This window comes from Pleurocapsa sp. PCC 7319 (assembly GCF_000332195.1).
Lineage (GTDB): Bacteria > Cyanobacteriota > Cyanobacteriia > Cyanobacteriales > Xenococcaceae > Waterburya.
This window is the reverse complement of sequence record NZ_KB235922.1, coordinates 4,078,804-4,100,720: the sequence shown is the minus strand read 5'-3', so window position 1 is coordinate 4,100,720 and position 21,917 is coordinate 4,078,804. Positions and strand designations below refer to the sequence as shown.

Here is a 21,917-nt window from a genome sequence, read left to right as displayed (position 1 = left end):
CCAATTATCTATCACTAATCATTTTCTAACTATTAAAAATATATTAGTAGTCATTCGTTCATTATAGATAGATTATTCCAAAATATGGGTATTTAAACCTAAGTTTTCTAGAGAGCGCATAGCTTGTTTAGCTTTATCCCAGTTGTTAAAGGCTCCTACTTGCAAGACAGATTTGCCCTGATACACCGTAGAAAAAGCTTGAGGATAGAGCGATCGCACATCAGCTTCCGCATCTTTACCCAAGGCTTCTACTAAAACTTTATATTTAACTTGACTAGCACCAGATGAACCCAAAACATCAGATAAACTAGTAATTTGAGAACTTTTAGAACTTAATGCTGGATTACTGATTTCGGGGAGAAAGGGCACTGGCTCAGGAGCAGGAGATGAAGAGTAAGAATTAGAAGTAACTTCAGGATCGGGAGCTGAGGTAAAAATCAATTCTTTGTTTTTTGTATTGTCTCTAGGCAGGGGTGGTGGAGATGGTAAGGAAGCTGTTGTTGCTGAAGATCTTACAGGTGTAGCGGCAGGTTTAGGCAAATCGAGGGGCTCAAGAGGGCGATCTCTCGGAGCTAATCGAGAAGAAGGTAAAGGGGGGAGGTCTTCGTTATTGTTGGTCTGATTAATTGCGATAAATTCACCATTTGAAAAATTAACATCCCCCTCAGTTTGACCGCTAACTTTGGTGCCGACTGCGACTATTTGATTATTAGTAGCATTTTGAATGTCTAGTTTTTGATTGCTGCGAAAGATATTATTTCCTGGCTCGGCACTCGTACCTAAATCAACCTTAGATTGCGCGATCGCTGTTAAGCCATATTCGCCAGAGTTAATAATTTCATTATTCCGTAGGATACCTTGAGAATTACCCTCAAGGATAATACCGATACGATTACTATTAAAATAATTGCCTGTCAGGGTGGGAGCAGAATCTTGAACAATACTAACCCCAAAGCCAGTTCGTTCAAAGCTATTATTAATAACTTCTGGTTGAGAAGTGCCGTAAACTAGTAAGCCATTGCCGGAATTATTGTAAAAATAGTTGTTCTCTATGTGTGGTGAACTGTTGCCATTAACTGAAACCCCAGTATTACCATTACGAGTAAAAGTATTACCGATAACCTCGGGGCTGGAAGACTCAATCCATAAACCATGTCCTCGGGAATGATCGTTAGTAACAGTTACTCCTGTAATGCCACCCGCATCTTTTAAAGCTGCGATCGCCACATTTTGTCCTGCACCAGTAGGACTGATAAAATAACCATTACCCTTGATAATAATTTGGTGTCCTTGACTTTTAGCATTTCCCCGAAGAGTAATATCTTTATTAATAATTAAGGGAAAAGTTTCTCCAGTCTCTTCGCTATAGGTTCCTGAAGATAGTTTAATTGTGCTACCAGAGGGAGCTATTTTTAAAGCTTGAGTAATAGTTTTTAAAGGAGATAAATTTTTACCTGATTGAGAATCATCCCCTGTTTTGGGATTGACGTAAATCGTATTTTTATCTAAGGAAAGGGATTGGGCGATTGTTTCTTGGGCCAGAGTTGGTTGAGCTTGCAGGGCAATCTTGCTAGGTAAAGCTACAGTAAGTGCTACCAATAGTAAACGAATATATTTATCTGCTGTAGATAGCTTAATAGAACAAAAGCGATGCCTATTAGCTATTTGATAATTACTGCTTTCCATAATTTGGCTCCTTAAAAAATGAATATTGTTTATGGAATGAAATATCACCATTTGCTTTTCTCTGCTTAAGCAACTAAACATCAAACCCTTATATTTTTCTTCGTTTACTTAGTGATTAAGTACTATTTGAGTAGATGGTAAATAACGTATAATTGCGTAAGTTTTGATTCATTGACTATATATATAATTGTATTAGTGTGAAATTATTCGTCTATCATACCCCTGAACTTACTCCAACAGACCTATTACCAGACTGTGCAGTAGTGATTGATGTTTTGCGAGCAACCACTACAATTGCCACTGCACTTGATGCAGGTGCAGAAGCCGTCCATGCATTTAGTAACATAGAAGAATTGATTCGTCAATCGAATTCGTGGTCAACAGAAAAGCGTCTGAGAGCAGGAGAACGAGGGGGGGAAAAAGTAGAAGGGTTTGATTTGGACAATTCTCCTCTTGCCTGTACTCCAGAAGTGGTCAAAGGTAAAAGATTATTTCTGACTACTACTAACGGTACTCGGGCTTTACAACGAGTCGAAAAATCGCCTCAGGTGATTACTGCCGCCCAAATTAATCGTCGGGCAGCAGTTAACTATTTATTGGAAACTCAACCCAAAACTGTGTGGATGGTGGGCTCTGGATGGCAGGGTGATTATTCCGTAGAGGATACCGCTTGTGCAGGGGCGATCGCTCAGTCTATTTTTCAGCAAAGTGCTGTACCTCAGCTAGAGTTATTTGGTAATGACGAAGTGATTGGAGCAATCTCTCTTTATCAGCAATGGCAAGAAAATCTTTTAAATGTTTTCCGCCTTTGTAGCCATGGGCAACGCCTCTTAGGATTAGACGGAGATGAAGACCTTAAATATTGTTCTCAGACAGATATCTTAGATATTCTGCCGATTCAAAGAGAACCAGGGGTTTTGGTGAAGTACTAAAATTTGCCGTGAATTTTCCAGCTAAAAGCTAAGTAGGTGGGTGCAATTAAATATAAAATGCCTACAGCAAGAGAATAGGGAACAGGGAACAGGGAATAGAGAAACAGCTTAATAGTATGGTTTTATAAATTATTCTGCCTACCTACTCAAAAGCTTTTGTTAAATCTAAATGATATCGATATAGTGCCACCGGGCGATCGCTTGCTGTGAAATAATCTGGGTCTTGTGGGGAGAGATAAATTGCCGTAATTTGTTCGGCACTGATATTTCCTGAGTCTAGTAACTGATAGTTAGAAGTAGTTTCCACTTCATTAAGATAAATTCTTTCTGGAGATCTGAATAGCTGTTGGGTAACTTCGGTGGCGATAAATTGATTGTCGGAGGGAATTTCCCTGGCACGTCCTGTAATTTTAGAAATTAGCTTTCGCTCTCCCTTCAGAAATGTTATCTGTTGGTTGGGATCATCAGGGTCAATTTTTACCTGATAGACATTATCATCTCCCAAATATGCCTGAGCGATATTTTTACCATTAAAAGCTCGATCTGCCACAATTATAGGCTGAGAAGGGTTAAAGGCTGAGAACATTCCCTTGGGGGCAGAATAATATTCTTTGCCGAATCTAACCTGAAACGCGATCGCCCGATCTAGATAATTTTTGTTGGCTGTAAATCCAGGAGTGACAATATCTGGGGCTAGAGGAGCTACCTGTTCAACAAGAGTGCTATTAACCTGCCAAGTGCCAGCCATCCACTCGGGATATTCTAAGTCTCCTCTAGCAAGCTGTACTGGCGGTTTATTATTCCATTGGGGAAATTGTTGAAGACGCTCTTGAATCGGTGACGCAATGGCTGGTGTAACGCAACTGAATAGTATTAAGAAAACCGAGAAAATCTTGAGGAGATAATGGTTAATCGTTAATCGTTGATAGTTAGGAGTTAGGTTGTTCCTCATTCTTGAAACATGGCTAAAGATATTATTAGCATTATTATCCCAGTACTTAACGAAGCAGCAATTATTCAAACTACTCTACGAGGACTTCAACGAGATTCTGCTCTGGAAATTATTGTGGTTGATGGAGGTAGTGTCGATGAGACCGTAACCTTAGCTCAGCAAATGGGAGTTAGGGTTATTTCTCTTGTTGGTCGGGGAAGAGCTGCCCAGATGAATGCAGGAGCAAATATTGCTCAGGGAGAGATTCTGCTATTTCTCCATATTGACACCCAACTGCCCCCAGATTTTGATGATTTAGTTTCTAATACTTTAGAACAGCCAGATGTGATTGCAGGGGCATTTGAATTGACTATTGATGGAGCAGAGCGCTCTCTACGTTGGATTGAAATGCTAGTCAAAATGCGATCGCATTTATTTTCTCTTCCCTACGGTGATCAGGCAATTTTTATCACTAAACAGGTCTTTAAAGACATGGGTGGATATTCGGATTTACCGATTATGGAGGATTTTGAATTTATCAAACGACTTAAGCGACAAGGAAAAATTGCGCTCGCCCCTGGCGCAGTAACTACTTCTAGTCGGCGATGGCAAAAGTTAGGAGTTTGGAAAACCACTTTAATTAATCAGTTAATAATTATTGGCTACTATTTGGGGGTTTCTCCCACTAAATTAAGCAATTTTTATCGTAGTCAAAAATGTAATAAAAATCATTCTTCATAATTAATCCATCGATTGCCACCTATCAAAACTATAGCCGTATAAAGTTAGTTGTATTAGGACAAGTTTATTTGATTGCTCGTAAGTAATGAGTAATGAGTAATGAGTAATGAGTGTCCTAATGCAAGTCCGTATTGCTATAACAATTAATAGCTTTGGTTATAGGCTTTCTCAAATAGGTGAGGTACAAAATTTTCCGAACTCCGAACTCCGAACTCCGAACTTATCTTAACCGAGGTGTACTTCACTAATTCGAGAAGCGCTATATAATATTGCTCAATCACGAGAATACGAGTGTACCCTGGAATTTTGTTTGAACATGACCAAAAAATAGATGCAGAAAATTATAGGACATCTCAAGCTAGTTGGCTCTGAGGAATCTTCACGTCTAGGAATCCCAACTACAGAGGAGATTCGAGAACATCTCATTGTTAAGCTGCAAACTATCGAGGGGAATATTGATACTCCTACAGATACCTGGGAATTAATTCATCTAATGGCAAAAACTCCCGCAGCGGTAGTTAACTTAATGCGCTACTATTATGAACCCACCGATGAAGACTATTTGCTCAAGCGCAAACTTCCCAGCAATTTTCATCTTCAACTAGCGGAGACCGTTGCCTCTAGATCGGGACAAATTATTATTACCACTAATCGCGATCGCTTGATTGAGTGGGGATTAGCTCAAAGGGGCATTGCACCACAAGTAATTACCATGCAACAAGATTTAGCAGAATGGATTCCTTTTCAACATACAAAATGTACCTTAATAAAGTTGAATGGCGACTATTTGACTCCAGACTCCCCAAAACTAGATCGAAAATTCCAGATTTTTCTGCAAATGGAAATAAAACAAGTTTATCAACCAGTTTTTTTGAAATGTCGTGAAGCTGATCGCAAAAGGTTTGCTGAATTTGGGTTGAAATCAAGCTAAGAACTAAGAGCACTAATCTGCCAACGTTGAATAGATTTATTGGTCTCGATTAATTGTGATTTTGCCTGAATAGTAGTTGCCGAATGTTCTGGTTTAGGTCGAATTCTCAGTAGAAAATAACCGTTTCTATCCTGTGGCTGGAGTAAATATTCTGAGTCAGTAATGATGCGCCAAGTTATCGGTAAACTTGAGCGATCGTAAAAGGTAAAGTAAATATCAAATTGCTCAATAATTTCGGGAGTAATCTGTATTTGCAAAGCTTGTTGTGACTCTAAGTAATTATAGGCAAAGTGGGTAGCTGGTGCGCCTACAGGTAAATATTCTCTGCGGACAAAAGTTTCTGGTAGATAGTTACGAAACTTGAGAATTGTAAAAATATAATAATGCAAACTAGAATAAAACCAGTTTTTGGCATTAATTAAATCGTAATAATAGTCATTAATGTTCTTAGGTACATTCAGAGTGTCTACATACAAGTTTTTATCTACCTTAATTGCTGGATAATTAATAGTATCAGAGCGATTGTAGTAGCGAACTGCTAAAGAATATTTTCCAGGAGATAAGGGAATTTTGTGCCAATTATCGCTTTGATTAATTCTCTCTGATTCAAGACTAGTAATAGTTTTATATCCTGGGAAACTATAAACCGCTACAATCCAAGAGCGAGCAGAATTATTAGCCGTTTCAATATCTATTTCTACAGACTCTTGCACAGTAAAAGGTCCTAAAGTACCTATGATTGCATGAGTATTCCAACGAGGTCCTTTAGTCATTAAAACTGGTAATACTAAAGGGGCATTAATTGTTTTTTGAGACAATACTCGCCATTGATTAGCTTTTTTTTGATCAAAAGCAAGATATACAGTAAATAAATTACCAATAATAAACTTCATGACTTTGTAAAACACAAAAGATAACAAAGCCAGAGGAATTTCCCACAGTAAAGATATCTTATCCATTGATTTACTCGCTATTATATATAGCATTACGCTTTAAGCTTAGGACATAACATATTGGTTCAAAGGGAACAGGGAACAGAAAATGTCCTAATGTTTTCTGGTAGTGCTATACCTCAAACATTACACCCAAAACTATGGTTTAAGGTAAAGGGCTTTGCCTTAGCTATCAGCTATTAGCTTTTAACCTAGTGTAAGAGGATTCTCCCTCAAAGCACCAAGGATGTAGTGCTTAGTGGGAGATAAATCGAACTTGGCTATCAAGGGTTGAGAATCTTGTGCTTGGGTATTTTATCATCAACATTTATAGTGATAGACATGATTAGACAAGCACAAAAAGTACGAATTTATCTCACTGATGAACAAAAGCAGCAATTGGCAGGTGCGGAGGGAGTGTCAGACCAAGCCTAGGTCGTAAGACCAGAGTAAGGCAATACCCAGCGAAGCTAGAAACTCGTTCTAAACGAAGTTTAGAATGAGTAGTTCATAGGTGAATCTAGCCATAAAGTACTTGGGTACTTACAGATTCAATTCAGCTGAGAAGTCTTGGCGTTTGGTAAAGCGATATGCACCCATTAAGGCTCCCCAAGTTCCTTTGCCAGTTTTGGGGTCTATACCCTTATCAAAAGTTTGTAGCTCATCTGCGGTAGCTTCAAACCCAAGAAAAACTTGAAAAGTAGTACCTTGATAAGTAACGCTACAGGGTGTATCTGTCACGGGAGTAGTTTTAAAGCAGTACTTACCGTTAGCAAACTGTTCAGTGGCAACTTTAAGAGTACAGTTAGGCAGAAATTTAATCTTTTCTGGAGTTATTTGTTGGATTAAGTCTTGGTTTTGTCCTGCCCCCCTAGCAGTGGTTATGTCTTCAAACATATAGAATTCTACTTCTATCTCGTCTCTTTGCCTCAGTCTTAAAATTCGTGGTCGATAAGGCTGATCTAGCTTGATAACATTAGCTTGTTCGGCAAACAGAGTAAGACTATCATCCGTAAAAATAGGTACTGGTTTGATCCAAAGTCTGAGATGAACATACCATGCCGGTTGCTCTAAAGCTTGTTGTTTATTATCAAATTCTCCAGCTAGATAAGATGCTAGAGCTTTGACTTGAGGGGAAAAACTCATGATTTTTTTCTGTTGAGTAATAGCAATAGAATAGTAAGGGCGAATTGCATTCGCCCTTACAAAAATCTGGTATCAAAACTAAAAAATGTAATGCAATAGCTTGAATTTAATTTCTGCCTAGCTAAATCTAAACCAACATTCTCCACTCAAGCATTTAATCAAAATACTGTTCCGAGAAGTAAGGAAATCTTGTTGATTCTGATTCCGGTTTTATAAATCGAGTCGTTTAATTACAAGAAAGATTTAGCTGATAGTACTGAAGTTATGGTTAATAAAATTCCTAATAGAATAATTGCCCAAGTTTTGTAAGTACCAGAGGCATTACCCCTAGCTACCAAAGACTCTTGTTCTTCAAGTTGCGATCGCAAACTATCGATTAGACCTTTTTGTTCGTTGCCCTTTAAATCCAGCAAGCTATAGTTTTGTTTTTGTTCTGATAACTCTTGATTAAGTTGTTCTGCTAAAGAAGAGCTTTCACTAATTTGACGCTGAAGATCGGCATTCTTAGTTTTTTCTTGGTTTAGGTTAGCAATTTGTTTTTCTTTTTCGGCTGTTTCTTCTACCAAATGCTTTTTAGTCTGACTAAGATTTTTTTCTTGGATGGTTATTTGTTGATTTAATTCTGTTATTTGTTGCTGTAAATTCTGAGTAGTTTTGTTTTGTTCTTGAAGCAGATTTTTTTGTTGCTTAGTTTCTTGTTCTAAACTGGTTATATGGTTTTGTTTTTTGGATAATTGTTGTTGGATTGTTTGTTTTTCTGTTTGAAGACGCTTGAGTCCTTCTTGCCGCTCTTGAATTTCATTCCTTAGTGACTCTACTTGCTGTTGAGTTTCAGTTAGTTGTTCCTGAAGATTCTGGTTATTATCATTCGCCTTAGATAATTGCTTTTGAGCTTCTCCTACTTGCTGTTGTAATTGAGTTAAAGCTTCTTCTTTAGCTGTTAATTGCTGTTGAGCCTGGTCGCGATCGCTATTGAGGTTTTCAATCTCACTGTCTTTATCTGCAAGCTGTTGCTCTAGTTGAGAAATGGCAGTTTCTTTTTCGCTTAATTGCTGTTGGACTTGAGTGCGATCGCTGTTGAGGTTTTCAATTTCACCGTCTTTATCTGCAAGCTGCTGCTCTAGTTGAGAAATGGCGGTTTCTTTTTCGCCTAATTGCTGTTGGACTTGAGTGCGATCGCTGTTGAGATTTTGAATCTCACTGTCTTTATCTGCAAGCTGCTGCTCTAGTTGAGAAATGGCGGTTTCTTTTTCTGCTACTTGATTTTGCCAGTTCTGATGGCTATCTTGCTGTGTGGATAATTGCTGTTCTAAATCTTTAATCTTAGCTTCGCTAGCCTCGATAGTCTTTTGTGCCGCCTTACTATCTTCTTTTTGTTGAGTAAGCTGCTGTTTTAACTGCTCAAGCTGCTTTTGAAGTTGGTTTTCAGTATTTTTAGTATTTTTATTTTTTGGAGCTTGTTCCGACCCAGAATTTTTTAGTTCCTCGATTTGCGCTTGCAGTTTTTTAACCAAAGCTTCTTGTTCTCTAGAACGCTCTTTTAAGGTCTGATAGCTAGCCTTGTGCTCTTGAATTTTTGCTTTTAACTCTGCTAACACAGCAGACTCAGCTGCTTCTTGCTTTCTACTAGTTGACGCAGCTGGTTTTTGTTCCCTTGACTCTGAAACAGAACCATCTACTATCTGTATTGTGGTAGTTGAACTTTCCGGTGAATTATCATCCTGAGATGCAATGGAGATAGTTTTTTCCGCCATCTGACTGGCGATCGCTAAATTTCCTGTAACCAAGTTTTCAATAACTTTTGACTTAGAAAGACCTGTTTCCTCAACAATCTCATTCAGATTTTGAACAGCCTTAGTGCTCAGGGAGATTCCTACTTGAGACTTGTCTAAAAAACTGCTAGTCTTGGATGTTTTATTACCAGACTTGGTTTTTTTTCTCGGCATATTTTTCTCTATCTCCGATGTTTAATTCCAGCTTATTCTTACCACATACACTCTAAAATTATAATTGCTTTAACTCTCTGTGAGAAAATTCTCCTTCAAAGCCCAAAGGATGTAGGGCTTAGTGGGAGACGGCAATAGGTTTAACGAGGGGAACCCTCGCAACGCTTTGCCTTATGAATCGAACTGGACAACGCAGTGGTTGAGAATTATAAGTTTCTACCAGAAGCACTTGTTCATGGTGAAATACTCATATGATTCTAAACTATCGTTATCGCATATACCCTGATATCAAACAAGTCGAACTACTCAATGAGTGGCTGGAGACTTGTCGTGTTAGCTATAATTATGCGTTACGAGAGCTGAAAGACTGGATTGCTTCTAGGAAGTGTTCAATTGATCGATGCAGTTTGGAATCAGAATATATCATGGCTGCGGACTATCCGTTTCCTGGTTATCATCAGCAACAAAACAACCTACCTAAAGCTAAAAAGAAATTCCCACGACTAAAAACAGTTCAGTCTCAGGTTTTACAAACCAATATAAGAAGACTGCATGATAGCTGGGATTCATTTAGAGAAAGGGGATATGGTTTTCCGAGATTCAAAAAGTACGGACAAATGAAGTCCATGCTGTTTCCTCAGTTCAAGACTAATCCATTGAGTGATTGGCAAATTCAACTGCCTAAGCTGAGAAAAGTCAGAATCAATTCCCTACAAAAACTATTTGTTCTAATACAATCTGAAACAATAGGTCAACCAATTGGAATGACTATAAATTGCACTAGTAAATTGACTAATGTTAATTAGCACGAACGCTCATCAAATCTGGTATAGAAGCCTCCATACTTAATCCAATATTGTTTTAAATCGTGGTGAGGTGTATGCAGACTTGCCTTAGCTTGATATAAAATCACTTGACGATGATTACCAATCCAAACTTTTCTAACCGGTTCAACGGAAATGAAAGTTCCACCCAATCCTTTTACACACTCTTCAAATCTTTCGATTGTGGAATATTCCAAAGTTTCAAAAATGAAAAAGTTACCCGAACAAATTAGATGACGGCTTCTAATCCAAGCTTGCATTTTTTTGCTAGCTATTGGTGGTAACATACTTTTAGCTGTTAACTCCGACGTGATCATCTTTATCTCTCTAATTTATATTTGTTGAAGCAAGTTGACTTGATTAGTTAAGGTGTTGGAATTCAAGACATTAACCTAATTCAAAAGTCTAGTGGCTTGCAAACCAAAAACTATGGTAATTCAGTCGCAAAACTAGCTCTTTTCTTAAACTTCAATGGTCCTTTAGCCGATCCCCAAATCTGCTCGTGGGTATTCAAATCCATTCCTCGATCCCAACTGACCCAGGTGGTTTCTGTTAGCTCAACACTGCTAACTAAGTAAGTTTTAATCCCTGTACGATAGCTAAAACACTTGTTACCTGGTTCAACACTACCGTGAAAAACTTCACCCTCTTTTCGGAACACCATTGAACAGTTGTAACGGCGTTCAATGCCGTCTGGGGGAATTTCGAGCAGAATTTCGCGATTATGACCAGCACCGGCAAAGTTTTCAGCTTCTTTGAGACTATGGTTTTCAATATAGATATGGTCGCCCCGATCTACTAGACGATGTACTCCTTGACGATAAGGAGTCCAAAGATCGTAGTCATAAACTTGTTCGGAATAGAAGCCGATCCCTGAAAAAAAGTCCCAGGGTAAAGGCCGAAAGAAAATCCGAATATGAGCGTAATTTTTGGGATCGGCATCAGATTGTTGACGGTTGCAGAAATCCCCAGCCATCAGTTGGGCTAATTCACGAAGTAGACTATTTTCTTCTTGCTTTGCTGGATAATCTTCTCTGGTCAACATGATCTTATAGTTATGAAATTTTAAAAAAGGAATAAAAAATATATTTTTAGATTTTTAAAGTGAGTATTCTAAAATTAGCAAGATCGTAATTTTTCTAGTTAAGCCGAAAAAGCTATTTCACCTTCTATGTTGACTTCGAAATTACTTAGTTTTTTGGAGAGAGAGAACGAATTTCTGAAGAAAAGGAAGCGGTAGTAACGCCCTTTCCATCTCCTGTTTTAATCAAAGAAACCCGAAGACGCAAGTTCGGTGTCGCAAACCAAATTTTTTCCTCAGCACTAGCTCTTTCATATTGGGTATTTAATATGAACGAACCATCTTCTACTAGCTGATAATAGCCGATCGCTGGTACAGTTTCGGCATATCCTTGTTCTCTTAATAATTTCCCTTTAGTTGGGTTATCAGGGTCAGGCACGGGAACCAACACAGTCGAACCAGAAAGCACCTCATCTTCATCCCAGTCGGATTCTCCTTCCCAAGCCATATAAAAAGGACTAGACACTAAATGCGGGTCAACTTGATTAGCTTTACAAAGCTCGATTACTCTCCCATCACTATTTTCTAAGGATTGAATTTCAATCTCAGAAGTTACTTCCTCAAAATGATGAAAAGCTAAATGATGCGCGCTACGTTGCGATCGCCATGAACCCAAAGAACGCTGCACAAATTCATCTATATTCATGGATATTAAATAATAGTAAGCATGACTGTAAGGTTTTTCTTATTTTTTTCACTAACTGCTAGATTTGGATTAGCTTAGTAAGCATTTTTGGTTCTAGCAGCCCAAAAATTTGCTGCTAGAAAATCATTACTACTGTGGATTAAAGCATAAGTTAATTATTCGTGATGCCGATTTCTTGGAGCCCAAAAAATTTCCTAAGTTGTTTCCTTAGGTTTCATCAGAGGCTTCAGAAATAGAGGCAGTTTCTCCTAGAGAAACACTTGCTACTTTCCCCCCCAGACGATTAATGTTCTGAATAGTTTGAGACATTCTACTGTAAGGAACTTTAACTGTATAATTGCTAGTACGCGCTATGTCCTGACGACACACACCTGTTACTTCAATTGCTACAGTGCGGCTTCCATATCCACTAACATTGGTATCTCCTGTAGTAATCATGCCTGACATATTTTTAGTTACTCCCAATTTCTTGCAGAGGCAAATCTAAGTTTGCCCCTATATGTTTTGTTTTACTCTAAATTATGATTTAGACTTCAGTAATGCTGAGAATTTTGGCACCAATACGATGTAAATTCTTGATTTTGGCATTTAACTGTTCGTAATTCACTTCATAACTCTGATTACTAATACGGTTCAAAGAACCAATGCTAGCTTTAGTCGCTTTAATGCGAAAGCGCTTATTGTTAGTACCAGGAGTTTTACCAGAACTTTTGCTCGGAAAAACGATTGCTGTGGCTTGATTAGCTGCCAAATCTGAGATTAGCTTAGCTTTATTAGTAGTATTGTCGCTGCTTGCGTAACCACGATATAAAGCGTAGGTACGATTAAAACCAACATTTAGCAAAGTACGCTGGTTACTCTCTGTCCGAGGACAGGGTACAATATTTTCCCCAAATGCATTAAGATATTCATCACTATCGATATAGGAATCGATTTCAGCTTCATAACCAGAGTTGTTATAAAGTTGAACATGCTGCGAAACTTCTGCCTGGTCTAGAGGAGCCCGTCCTAAAAAATGTTTACAATTCATTTCGATAAAGCGGTATTGAGATGAATTATCAAAAAATAAGGAACGGTATAGCTCTGATTGACCAATCGCCCGCACAAAACCTCGCACCGTAATATCGCCATTTCTTAATAATGACTCAGCGTTTGTCAAACGATCGCACTCTAGTAAATGAGCATTTCCTAAAACTTGAGTATAGGCTGTGCGAATAATAATCTCAAAATCCTGGTCTGGTTGGCGTTCGCGAAGTTCTATTGGCTGCACATCAGTCATCCATAATGACATGATCAATTTCTCCTGAATTTAAACTATTTGAAAAATATTAGCGTTCTAAAAACTAGCTAATTTCAGTAATGCTAACGATTTTGGCTCCAGTTCTCTGAATACGCTGAATTTGAGGAGTCATGCGATCGCCAGGTACGATATACTCAGTTGTACTAACACGACGAGGACTATCGAATTTTGCACCTTTGACCACAATTTTGAACCGTTTTGCTGTAGCATCTTTATAAGGAGAAGTACGTCCACCAACAGAAGGAGTTTTAGCAGCAACGGCACTATTGGTAGCAATGCTATCTACCAGGCGAGAATCTTTATCAGCACTATCTACCCCAGCAACACCTTGAAGCAAAGAAAGAGTCCGATTATAGTTAACTTGCTTTTTCCCTATTTGGCTTTTGGCTCCAGTATAGTAAGGAACGATGTTTTCACCGAATTTCTCGGAATACTCAACACTGTCAAGGTAAGAATCGATTTCAGCATCATAACCTTCATTAATACAACGTTGGATATGTTCAGAAAGTTCTGCTTGGTCTTCGGGGGCACGTCCTAAAAGATGTTTGAAATTAAGCTCAACAAAACGATAAGGTGCAGCAGTTTCAAAATAGCGGGCGCGATAAAAGTCTGACTTAGCTACGGCACGAACAAACTCTCTTAAGCTAATGCTACCATCGCAAAATTGAGATTCTGCGCTGACTAAACGCTCACTCTCCATCACATGAGGATTTCCCAAAACTTGCTTATATACATTGCGTATAGCTATAGTCTTGTCATCGGCAGTGCTATTTGCACGAACCTCAACTGGCGCATCTAATACTGCGGTCATATTTTGTTTCTCCTGAATAAATATTTTTTTGTCAAATTGAAATTAGCCATCGAGAATAGCTAAATATAGAATTATGCTATCCTCGAACACTGTTGTGAGAAAATCTGGATTAAATAGCAGTAATACTGGCTATTTTGCCACCTTGCTTATGAATACGCTGATATTCTTGAGATAGCTGTTCGTAAGGAACTAAATATACTTTGTTGCTACGACGGAATCGAGAAACTCGGTTAACTGCACCAGGAGAAGCATAACCAGTTACTTCAATACGATATACTTTGCCGTTGGCACCTGCGCCAGAGCCTTGACGAGTGCGGGCTCCCAAAGTAGGTTCTTGGAAAGACCAGCCATCACCAGCAGCACCACCAGAAGGAGGAACAACTGCTATAGGAGTTCCTTGAATTACGTTTTTGTTGAGTGCGGGACTCTTACCAGCCAAACTTCCTTTAAAGTCGCTAGAAGAAGCTCCACGAGCTAGAGCAAACATATGAGTGAATTCCACCATAGTTTGACCAGGACGGCTCTTATAACCACGATAGTAAGGAACAAAATTCTCACCGTAAGCATTTTGATATTCGTCGCTATCAAGATAAGAGTCGATTTCTGCTTCCCAACCACCCGTATCAAGGATGGCACTGTGAGCTTTCATCTCGTCGTAGCCATTGGGGGCACGACCCAGAAAATGTTTAAAGTTTAATTCAATGAAACGATAACGAGGACAAGTTTCAAAGAAGCGTGATATGTAAGCGTCAGACTTTCCTACTGCTCGCACGAACTCACGTACGCTTAATTCGCCTCTTTTAAATTGAGACTCAGGGACTGTTGCCCTCTCGCTTTCCATAATGTAAGCATTGCCTAGTACCTGTCTGTAGACAGCACGAATAACGCTCTCTACTTCTTCTTCTGAACGACCTGGTACATATTCAAAAGGGGCGGTATCTTCAAATAAGCCGACACCTAATTCGGATGCTGGTCCAAATGTCATTTAAAAAATCTCCCAAATTAGGAATTAAATTTTCATAGGATGTATGTTGCCAGAATGTTGAGAGTAGATAAGCTCAAGAAAGAGTCATCTTGATTAACTCTGTTTCTGTCATACAGACCTTTATTTATGAGTTGTATGTAAATACACAAACTCGACAAGCAAAGCAAGCTTAAAGTAACAAGTAGTACTAGTATCTTGGCTATAACTTGTCATGATTAAATTTTCCTACAAACTAGGAAAATTCATTGGCTAACTTATCAAAAGGCAAACGCATTGCAGCGAGAAATCAACCACAATTTAAATTTGAAGTTTCACTGCCCCACGATTACTACAGTTGAATGATGCCAATTATTTTGATTACAAACATTTCGGGTTAGATTCTTCTCTAGGAGGAGGAGTTGAAACCCTTATATCAGTGCACAATTAATTTAAGAGTGCAGTTTCTTAAAAAAGGTGTTTGATCTAAAATTTTGTCTTACTCAGACGAACTATATTGATCTTTATTTAACACCTAAAGTAAGTGAACGTAAACCTCGTCTTATTAAGGCAAGATAGCCGCTCACAGTTTATTTATACAATGCTGTCTGAACTGTTCTTATCAAGTTTTGTAAAACTTAACGAGAATATCATGAACTTTCGTTAACCAGAGAGTTTAAAAGATACAAAAGTATACAAACTAAAGATTAATGTATTTAGCTACACTTTTTGTTCGACTCCAAAGCCTACTAATAAAACATTTTTCAGAGGCTTTCCCGTTGGCGGTTTCTCGTAGTTAAGAATTTTACGAATACGTAATGTAGGATTGGTGAGGGTAATAGAGTCGACAGAGACTAACCGAGTATAGTTTGTAGTCATCAGTAATTCCCTAGTATTGGTGTCAAAACAAAAATGAGAGACTATTGCTCTCGCCTCTTCATAAGCGCGATCGCGCAAATAGTCTCCTTCTATAATTGAGCCATTATTTGATTTGGGCACAAACATTAAATTGAGATTTTGTCTAACTTCCTCACCTTTTTCCGAGATGGTGTAAAAACCCAAATTAAATCCAGGAAATTGTTCTAGATTATCTAGTTTGTTATAAGAATTATCAGTTAGTACCTTGGTTTTTTGTTCGCTGGTTAAGGGATCGACATGGAAAGTAGTTCGCGATCGCTCGATTTCCTTGTGAGTTAAATAATGATAAGTGCGATCGGATTGCCAATTACCGATACAGTCCGCAAAGAATTGATCAAATATACTGGTGTTCATAAATATTTAGTGTAATTTAGCAGTGAGAATCCTTAAAGGTTTTAGCAGTTAACCATGGTAGAAACTGTGACATTAGCTTGAAGCAAGGCGCAAACCAAGAATTTCGCCGCAGGTATGCTCTCCGAGAGACTTTGTTGGGATTTATGAAATTGTTAACGTCATTTTAAAAAGTCAAATCTAAAAATATCATCTTTGGGCTTGTTTGCAGTGAGATTATCCCAATTAATTGCTTGGAGGAAAAGAACAGCCTCTAAAGTTTCTACTACATCTACTCCCCATTCGCCAATTTGTAGAGAGGTAGTAGATGTACTAGTAGCAGGAGTAGTTTTTTTGCCACCTAAGATCAAAGTGTCAGTAGAGAGTTGAGAACGAGAAAGATCATTTTTTCTGCTACTGGTTAAGATCTCGCCGCACATTTGACCAATTTCTGGGGCTGTATATTCTTCTGTGGGAAAAAGAATCTCTACCACCCAATGAGGATTTTTAATGTAGCTACAGCTAATATTATCCTTTGTACTTAGTCCATCGATAAATACTTGGGCAAACTCTTCTCGGTTAAGGGTGGGAAGTTCATTATTGTTGAGGTTGAAGTTGTGGGAAAGTAGCATTCTCCCTGTTGAATTATCACTCACAGTGTTTCATTAGTTTTAAATGACTATTTTTAAACATACTTGATTACCACTAGGGTTGATCATCTTTCCCCCAAATGATGACACACCCTAAATTTTAGGTTGTTTCGGCACCACTTTAGTTCGCAAAATGATGAAGCCAGCAAGAATAATTAAAACACCACCAAAAAGTGAGTTAGTTTTTAATAGATCGTCCCAGAAAAGCCAACCAAGAAACGTGCCAAAAGGGACAGAAGTATAAGTAAAAATACCAACGCTGGAGGCTGGGGCATTTTGATATCCACGGGTTAAGAGCAGTTGACCGATAGTTGTAGTTAAGCCAATACCGACTAACATGAAATATTGATTTATAGTAGGAGTTTGCCAAGTCCAAGCAAGAGGAATTGAGGAGATAGCAAGACCGAAAATGGCAAAATAAGTAACTATGCGTAATGGTGGCTCGGTTGCGGATAGCTTACGAATAGTGACAAAAGCCAGAGCAGCCATTACGCTACTAGCTAATGCTACTAAGCTAGCCCAATCAGTATTGCCCGTGGGGTCTAAAATTAAGAAAACTCCAATGAATCCTAGTACTCCTGCTAAAATTACTGGCTGCGTAATACTTTCTTGAAGCCAGAACCAAGAGATAAAGGGGATAATTAAAGGGATAGTTGACTTGATCAACATTGAATCTCCCAGAGGAATATGTGCCAAAGCATAAAAAAAGGTATACATAGCCGCCATCCCAAAACCAGACCGGAGCAAATGCAGATGCAAGCAATTTGTATGTAGTATTTTAGAGCCAGCTTTGATTAATAAAGGAGTTAGGATAACTAATCCAAATAAATTGCGGAAAAATACAATCGATTCATTAGGTAAGCTGGCTGATACCAACTTAATAATGGTTGCACTGAGAGCAAAACTGAATTCGGAAGCAACAATGTAACATGCCCCATAGATAATATTTTGACTTTTGGTCATATAAAAAATAGCAATTTTAGGGGACTAGTATTAATCGTAATCTAGCTAAATTTTTTGAATTAATAATGTAGTGTTAAATCAATATAAGGTCAATTGTTATTTTTAAAATCTATGTTTAAATCCATTACCCACGTTATCTATGACATGGATGGATTGCTGTTAGATACAGAATCCCTAAATGAACAAGTAAATAGTGAGATTGTGCAACGCTACGGCAAATCTTTTGATGCGAAGCTTAAAATTGCGATCGCGGGAAGAACAACCATAGATTCAGCCAGAATAATCATAGATACTTTGTCAATTCCTCTCACAGTTGAAGAATATATTGTTGAGAGAAATAAACTACTTTATCCTTTGTATTCCACAGCTCAAGCTTTACCAGGAACCAGAGAACTGATTCAACACCTAGCAAAACATAAAATTCCTCAGGCGATCGCCTCTAGTTCGACCCGTAAACATTTTGAGATGAAAATGGTGAATCATCAGCAATGGTCAAACATGATTCAAGTAATGACCCTAGGGGATGATCCTGAACTAAAGCGAGGAAAACCGGCCCCAGATATTTTTCTACTGACAGCTCAGAGATTAAATGCTGACCCTAGACAGTGCTTAGTGTTTGAAGATTCTCTGGCGGGAATGAAAGCGGCGATCGCGGCAGAGATGTCTGTAGTTATTATTCCCGATCCTGTATTTGACAAACAACCGTTTCAGGATGCAACTCAGGTACTAAATTCGATGACAGAGTTCAATCCTCAAGCATGGAATTTACCAGGAATGTCCTGATTTTAGTCGTATAAGCCAGCAAAAGTAAAAAGGCAACGGAAATTAACTCTTTTTATAGAAATCTATTTAATCTCTGAAAATTGGTAAACTGAGGCAATGTCTTAATTAGTTTCTTCTCGAACGTAATTTAAAGATGTGTTTAGAGATGAGACGACTTTTTGCTTTTAAGTTATCAATTATGTCAATTATTCACGGCAGTTGGAGTGTTAATGCAGGTAAAGATTATTTCTTTATCTGGGGAGAAGTATGGCGTTCTTTAGTTAACGAAAATTATACGACTAATGAAGCAGGTGATTTAATTCATCCTTTTGATTTATCTTGCCCAGAGTTATTGGAGCTACTTAAAAGCCATGAACTAGATTTTGCAGAATTATTTGACAATAGTAAGTGGCAAACTCAATTGATTGCCATTCCGACGATTATTACTGGCTCAGGAGAAAACAAGAAGATACAACCCGTTTTTGCCAAGGATAACGTAGAATCTGAGTCAACTTTAGACTCATATCTTTGGGAGGTAGAAGGGTTTCGCTTAACTCCCCATGAAACCATAAAATTATTGCAAGTTTTATCTCTGAGTTCTTTACAGGCAAGTACTCAGTATCTAGCAGGAGATATTTGTTTTTGGTCGCACATTTATCGCTGGGTATTAGATTTAATTGTCAGGCAAAAGTTTTTACCTGGAATTGAAGCTCCTAAGTCAACAGAAACTAGTTACAGAAGTATCTGGCAACCCTTAATCGATAGCGAAGTTGATCGTGTGCGGTTAGCAAAATTCACCCAAGCTATCCCAGAAGCTTGTTTGGCCTATCTTGATGCTGAAGAATCGGAAGCAGAAACCACTGACGAAGAGCTGTTATTGCGATCGCTTTCCTTAATTTTAGATGCTCAATTGCGTATCTGGACAGATTACAAAGCTAGTAACGTTAAGGATGTTACGGTTTATCCTTGGTTAGAATCACTTTCAGAGTCTCCAGTATTAGAAGCAGAACAGAAAAGTATTAATCGCTTAAATAATGCTCTATATAATTGGACGTTACCCATCAGCGAATATATTGTCAATCGTCAGAATAATAACTTAGGACAAAATCGCTATCGTGTTTGTTTTGTCCTCACTCCGCCGACCAAAACTACACCCGACGGAGAACAGAATGATTGGTATTTAGATTATTATTTACAGGCGTTAGATAATCCTGATTATATTATTGGTGCTGCCACAATTTGGCAATGTGCCATCGATACCCTAACGATTAATCGTCGTACAGTCGAAAATCCCCAAGAAATTCTCTTAAAAGGTTTGGGTTTGGCTAGTCGTATTTATGAACCAATTAAAATAAGTCTCGAACAAAGCCAGCCCTTATCTTGTCTCCTCAATCCCATCCAAGTCTATGAATTTATCAGAGCGATCGCTTGGCAATTAAAAGACAATGGTTTAGGAGTAGTTATGCCTCCTGGTTTAACCCCAGGCACAAGCGAACAAAGGTTAGGCATTAAAATGACTGCTAGCGTGAATCAAAAAAAAGGAGAACGTTTAAGTCTGCAAAGTTTACTGAAATACAAATTAGAAATTGCCTTCGGTGAACACACTGTTTCTAAGCGAGATTTCAAAAAATTGCTGGCTCAAAAGTCCCCCTTAGTAGAAATAGATGGGCAGTGGATTGCACTCCAACCTGCTGATGTTAAAGCTGCTCAGGCGGTATTAGATAAATCTAATGAGCAGTTGAATTTATCGGTGGAAGATGCCTTACGTTTATCCACTGGGGATACCAAAACCCTAGCCAAATTACCTGTAGTTAAGTTTGAGTCTAAGGGAGTATTAGCAGGATTAATTGATAATTTATCGGATCATAAAACTGTTGAACCAGTTAAAAAGATCAAAGGTTTTTCGGGTGAGTTACGCCCTTATCAGGCAAAAGGAGTTGGTTGGTTATCTTTCTTGGAAACTTGGGGTTTAGGGGCTTGTTTGGCGGATGATATGGGTTTAGGGAAAACGATACAACTAATAGCTTTCCTGCTTAATTTGCAACAACAAGATATTTTAACTAAGCCGACTTTACTAGTTTGTCCTACTTCCGTAATTAGCAACTGGGAGCGAGAAGTGAAGAAATTTGCCCCTAAATTAAAAACAATTATTCACCATGGCGATAAACGAGAGCAGGGAAAAACCTTCGCTAAACAGGTCCAAGATAAACAATTGGTAATTACCAGTTACTCCTTGGTTTATCGAGATTTAAAAACTTTTTCAGCTATAGAATGGCAAGGAGTAGTATTAGACGAAGCCCAAAATATCAAAAATCCCTCCGCTAAACAATCTCAAGCCGTCAGAGAAATTCCCGCAGGATTCCGTATTGCCTTAACGGGAACCCCTGTAGAAAATCGCCTCGGAGAATTATGGTCAATTTTAGACTTTCTCAATCCTGGTTTTTTGGGGAATCGTAATTTTTTCCAAAAAAGATTTGCCGTGCCGATCGAAAAATATGGCGATCGCGAATCTTTAAATATCTTAAGATCTTTGACGCAACCATTTATTCTTCGCCGTTTAAAAACTGATAAGAATATCATTCAAGACTTACCAGAAAAGCAGGAAATGAATGTCTACTGTGGACTTTCTACCGAACAAGCAGAACTTTATCAACAACTGGTAGATAATTCTCTCCAAGAAATCGAAGACTCTGAAGGAATTAAACGTCGTGGGTTGATTCTGACTCTTTTGTTGCGTCTCAAACAACTCTGTAATCATCCTGAATTACTCGCAGAAACTAAGAATAAAAAAGTCAAAGTCAAATTAGAGTCAGACAATTTTGGCGATTGCCCGAAGGGCAGTGGCTTCGCCAATCGTTCTGGTAAATTATTACGCCTGGAGGAGATGTTAGATGAGATTATTGCCGAAGGCGATCGGGCATTGATTTTTACCCAATTTTCTGAGTGGGGCAAAATCTTAAAACCTTATTTAGAAAGTAAATTACAAGGAGAAGTTTTATTCTTGTATGGTGCTACTCGCCGTCAAGCCAGACAAGAAATGGTAGACCGCTTCCAAAATGAACCCAATGGACCTAAAATATTTATTCTCTCTCTGAAAGCTGGTGGTACGGGGCTTAATCTAACCAGAGCCAATCATGTATTTCATGTCGATCGCTGGTGGAATCCGGCGGTAGAAAACCAGGCAACAGATCGAGCTTTTCGCATTGGACAAAAACGCAATGTTCAGGTACATAAATTTGTCTGCACAGGTACTTTGGAAGAACGCATCAATGACATTATTGAAAGTAAAAAAGACCTTGCAGAACAGACGGTAAATGCTGGAGAACAATGGCTCACAGACTTTGATAATAGTAGTTTACGTAATTTATTGCTATTGGATAGAGATGCAATTATCGATGAGTAGAGTCAAATAAGTAGTCGTGCAAA

The 21,917-nt window shown here is 38.4% G+C and carries 21 protein-coding genes and 1 pseudogene; 7 read left to right on the top strand and 15 right to left on the bottom strand.

Features of this window, described 5'->3' with window-relative positions; genetic code table 11:
* Positions 1-72 precede the first annotated feature (72 nt).
* A complete protein-coding gene (locus PLEUR7319_RS0122685; RefSeq protein WP_019507531.1) occupies positions 73-1,686 on the bottom strand; it encodes a DUF1565 domain-containing protein in 1,614 nt (537 codons plus the stop codon).
* Between the two features lie 197 nt (positions 1,687-1,883).
* On the opposite strand from PLEUR7319_RS0122685, the gene PLEUR7319_RS0122680 reads away from it, so the two are divergent.
* Positions 1,884-2,618: a 2-phosphosulfolactate phosphatase family protein gene (locus PLEUR7319_RS0122680; protein WP_019507530.1), complete on the top strand. Its 735-nt coding sequence runs from the start codon at positions 1,884-1,886 to the stop codon at positions 2,616-2,618.
* 142 nt (positions 2,619-2,760) lie between these two features.
* Here the strand turns inward: PLEUR7319_RS0122680 and PLEUR7319_RS0122675 are convergent, their stop codons facing one another.
* Positions 2,761-3,570: a DUF6816 family protein gene (locus PLEUR7319_RS0122675; protein ID WP_019507529.1), complete on the bottom strand. Its 810-nt coding sequence runs from the start codon at positions 3,568-3,570 to the stop codon at positions 2,761-2,763.
* A gap of 9 nt (positions 3,571-3,579) precedes the next feature.
* On the opposite strand from PLEUR7319_RS0122675, the gene PLEUR7319_RS0122670 reads away from it, so the two are divergent.
* Complete coding sequence (locus PLEUR7319_RS0122670) at positions 3,580-4,290, top strand: TIGR04283 family arsenosugar biosynthesis glycosyltransferase (protein ID WP_019507528.1); 711 nt, start codon at positions 3,580-3,582, stop codon at positions 4,288-4,290.
* Between the two features lie 331 nt (positions 4,291-4,621).
* Positions 4,622-5,221 (top strand): hypothetical protein, encoded by a 600-nt coding sequence (locus tag PLEUR7319_RS0122665; protein WP_019507527.1) that lies wholly within the window; start codon positions 4,622-4,624, stop codon positions 5,219-5,221.
* Here PLEUR7319_RS0122665 and PLEUR7319_RS36420 read toward each other — a convergent pair.
* Entirely contained in the window at positions 5,218-6,180 is a 963-nt protein-coding gene (locus tag PLEUR7319_RS36420; RefSeq protein ID WP_019507526.1) for a DUF6208 family protein, read from the bottom strand. The two genes, PLEUR7319_RS0122665 and PLEUR7319_RS36420, sit on opposite strands and share 4 nt — an antisense overlap.
* 315 nt (positions 6,181-6,495) lie before the next feature.
* On the opposite strand from PLEUR7319_RS36420, the gene PLEUR7319_RS40860 reads away from it, so the two are divergent.
* Positions 6,496-6,588 carry a helix-turn-helix domain-containing protein gene (locus PLEUR7319_RS40860; protein ID WP_019507525.1) on the top strand — a complete coding sequence of 31 codons (93 nt, stop codon included), beginning with the start codon at positions 6,496-6,498 and terminating at the stop codon, positions 6,586-6,588.
* Between the two features lie 108 nt (positions 6,589-6,696).
* On the opposite strand, the gene PLEUR7319_RS0122650 is transcribed toward PLEUR7319_RS40860, so the two are convergent.
* Together PLEUR7319_RS0122650 and PLEUR7319_RS0122645 are read right to left on the bottom strand one after the other, a co-directional pair.
* Positions 6,697-7,299 carry a chromophore lyase CpcT/CpeT gene (locus tag PLEUR7319_RS0122650; RefSeq protein ID WP_019507524.1) on the bottom strand — a complete coding sequence of 201 codons (603 nt, stop codon included), beginning with the start codon at positions 7,297-7,299 and terminating at the stop codon, positions 6,697-6,699.
* A 230-nt stretch (positions 7,300-7,529) separates the two neighbouring features.
* Positions 7,530-9,245, bottom strand: coding sequence for a hypothetical protein (locus PLEUR7319_RS0122645; RefSeq protein ID WP_019507523.1), 1,716 nt, complete (start codon positions 9,243-9,245; stop codon positions 7,530-7,532).
* 251 nt (positions 9,246-9,496) lie between these two features.
* Between PLEUR7319_RS0122645 and PLEUR7319_RS0122640 the strand changes: the two are divergent.
* Positions 9,497-9,952 (top strand): annotated as a pseudogene (locus PLEUR7319_RS0122640) (RNA-guided endonuclease InsQ/TnpB family protein); the annotation flags it as partial.
* A 95-nt stretch (positions 9,953-10,047) separates the two neighbouring features.
* Here the strand turns inward: PLEUR7319_RS0122640 and PLEUR7319_RS0122635 are convergent.
* The 10 genes from PLEUR7319_RS0122635 to PLEUR7319_RS0122590 all read right to left on the bottom strand — a co-directional run bounded on the left by PLEUR7319_RS0122635 (position 10,048) and on the right by PLEUR7319_RS0122590 (position 17,729).
* Positions 10,048-10,386, bottom strand: a complete 339-nt coding sequence (locus tag PLEUR7319_RS0122635) for a hypothetical protein (protein WP_026102712.1) — start codon at positions 10,384-10,386, stop codon at positions 10,048-10,050.
* 110 nt (positions 10,387-10,496) lie between these two features.
* Entirely contained in the window at positions 10,497-11,114 is a 618-nt protein-coding gene (locus tag PLEUR7319_RS0122630) for a chromophore lyase CpcT/CpeT (RefSeq protein WP_019507520.1), read from the bottom strand.
* 145 nt (positions 11,115-11,259) lie between these two features.
* Positions 11,260-11,796: a phycobiliprotein lyase gene (locus PLEUR7319_RS0122625; RefSeq protein WP_019507519.1), complete on the bottom strand. Its 537-nt coding sequence runs from the start codon at positions 11,794-11,796 to the stop codon at positions 11,260-11,262.
* A 207-nt stretch (positions 11,797-12,003) separates the two neighbouring features.
* Positions 12,004-12,243, bottom strand: coding sequence for a phycobilisome linker polypeptide (locus PLEUR7319_RS0122620; protein ID WP_019507518.1), 240 nt, complete (start codon positions 12,241-12,243; stop codon positions 12,004-12,006).
* Between the two features lie 79 nt (positions 12,244-12,322).
* Positions 12,323-13,087, bottom strand: a complete 765-nt coding sequence (locus PLEUR7319_RS0122615; protein WP_026102711.1) for a phycobilisome rod-core linker polypeptide — start codon at positions 13,085-13,087, stop codon at positions 12,323-12,325.
* A 52-nt stretch (positions 13,088-13,139) separates the two neighbouring features.
* On the bottom strand, positions 13,140-13,907 hold the full coding sequence (locus PLEUR7319_RS0122610) for a phycobilisome rod-core linker polypeptide (RefSeq protein ID WP_019507516.1): 768 nt from the start codon (positions 13,905-13,907) through the stop codon (positions 13,140-13,142).
* A gap of 109 nt (positions 13,908-14,016) precedes the next feature.
* The gene (locus tag PLEUR7319_RS0122605) at positions 14,017-14,892 is read right to left on the bottom strand and encodes a phycobilisome linker polypeptide (protein WP_019507515.1); all 876 of its coding nucleotides are present in this window, start codon (positions 14,890-14,892) and stop codon (positions 14,017-14,019) included.
* Positions 14,893-15,588: 696 nt separating this feature from the next.
* A complete protein-coding gene (locus PLEUR7319_RS0122600) occupies positions 15,589-16,140 on the bottom strand; it encodes a phycobiliprotein lyase (protein WP_019507514.1) in 552 nt (183 codons plus the stop codon).
* Positions 16,141-16,298: 158 nt separating this feature from the next.
* On the bottom strand, positions 16,299-16,772 hold the full coding sequence (locus PLEUR7319_RS0122595) for a DUF2656 family protein (RefSeq protein WP_036799096.1): 474 nt from the start codon (positions 16,770-16,772) through the stop codon (positions 16,299-16,301).
* Between the two features lie 87 nt (positions 16,773-16,859).
* Positions 16,860-17,729, bottom strand: coding sequence for a DMT family transporter (locus PLEUR7319_RS0122590; protein ID WP_019507512.1), 870 nt, complete (start codon positions 17,727-17,729; stop codon positions 16,860-16,862).
* 111 nt (positions 17,730-17,840) lie between these two features.
* Here PLEUR7319_RS0122590 and PLEUR7319_RS0122585 point away from each other — a divergent pair, with 111 nt between their 5' ends.
* Both PLEUR7319_RS0122585 and PLEUR7319_RS0122580 read left to right on the top strand, forming a co-directional pair.
* Positions 17,841-18,512, top strand: a complete 672-nt coding sequence (locus tag PLEUR7319_RS0122585; RefSeq protein ID WP_026102710.1) for an HAD-IA family hydrolase — start codon at positions 17,841-17,843, stop codon at positions 18,510-18,512.
* 178 nt (positions 18,513-18,690) lie between these two features.
* On the top strand, positions 18,691-21,894 hold the full coding sequence (locus PLEUR7319_RS0122580; protein WP_019507510.1) for a DEAD/DEAH box helicase: 3,204 nt from the start codon (positions 18,691-18,693) through the stop codon (positions 21,892-21,894).
* Positions 21,895-21,917: the final 23 nt, after the last annotated feature.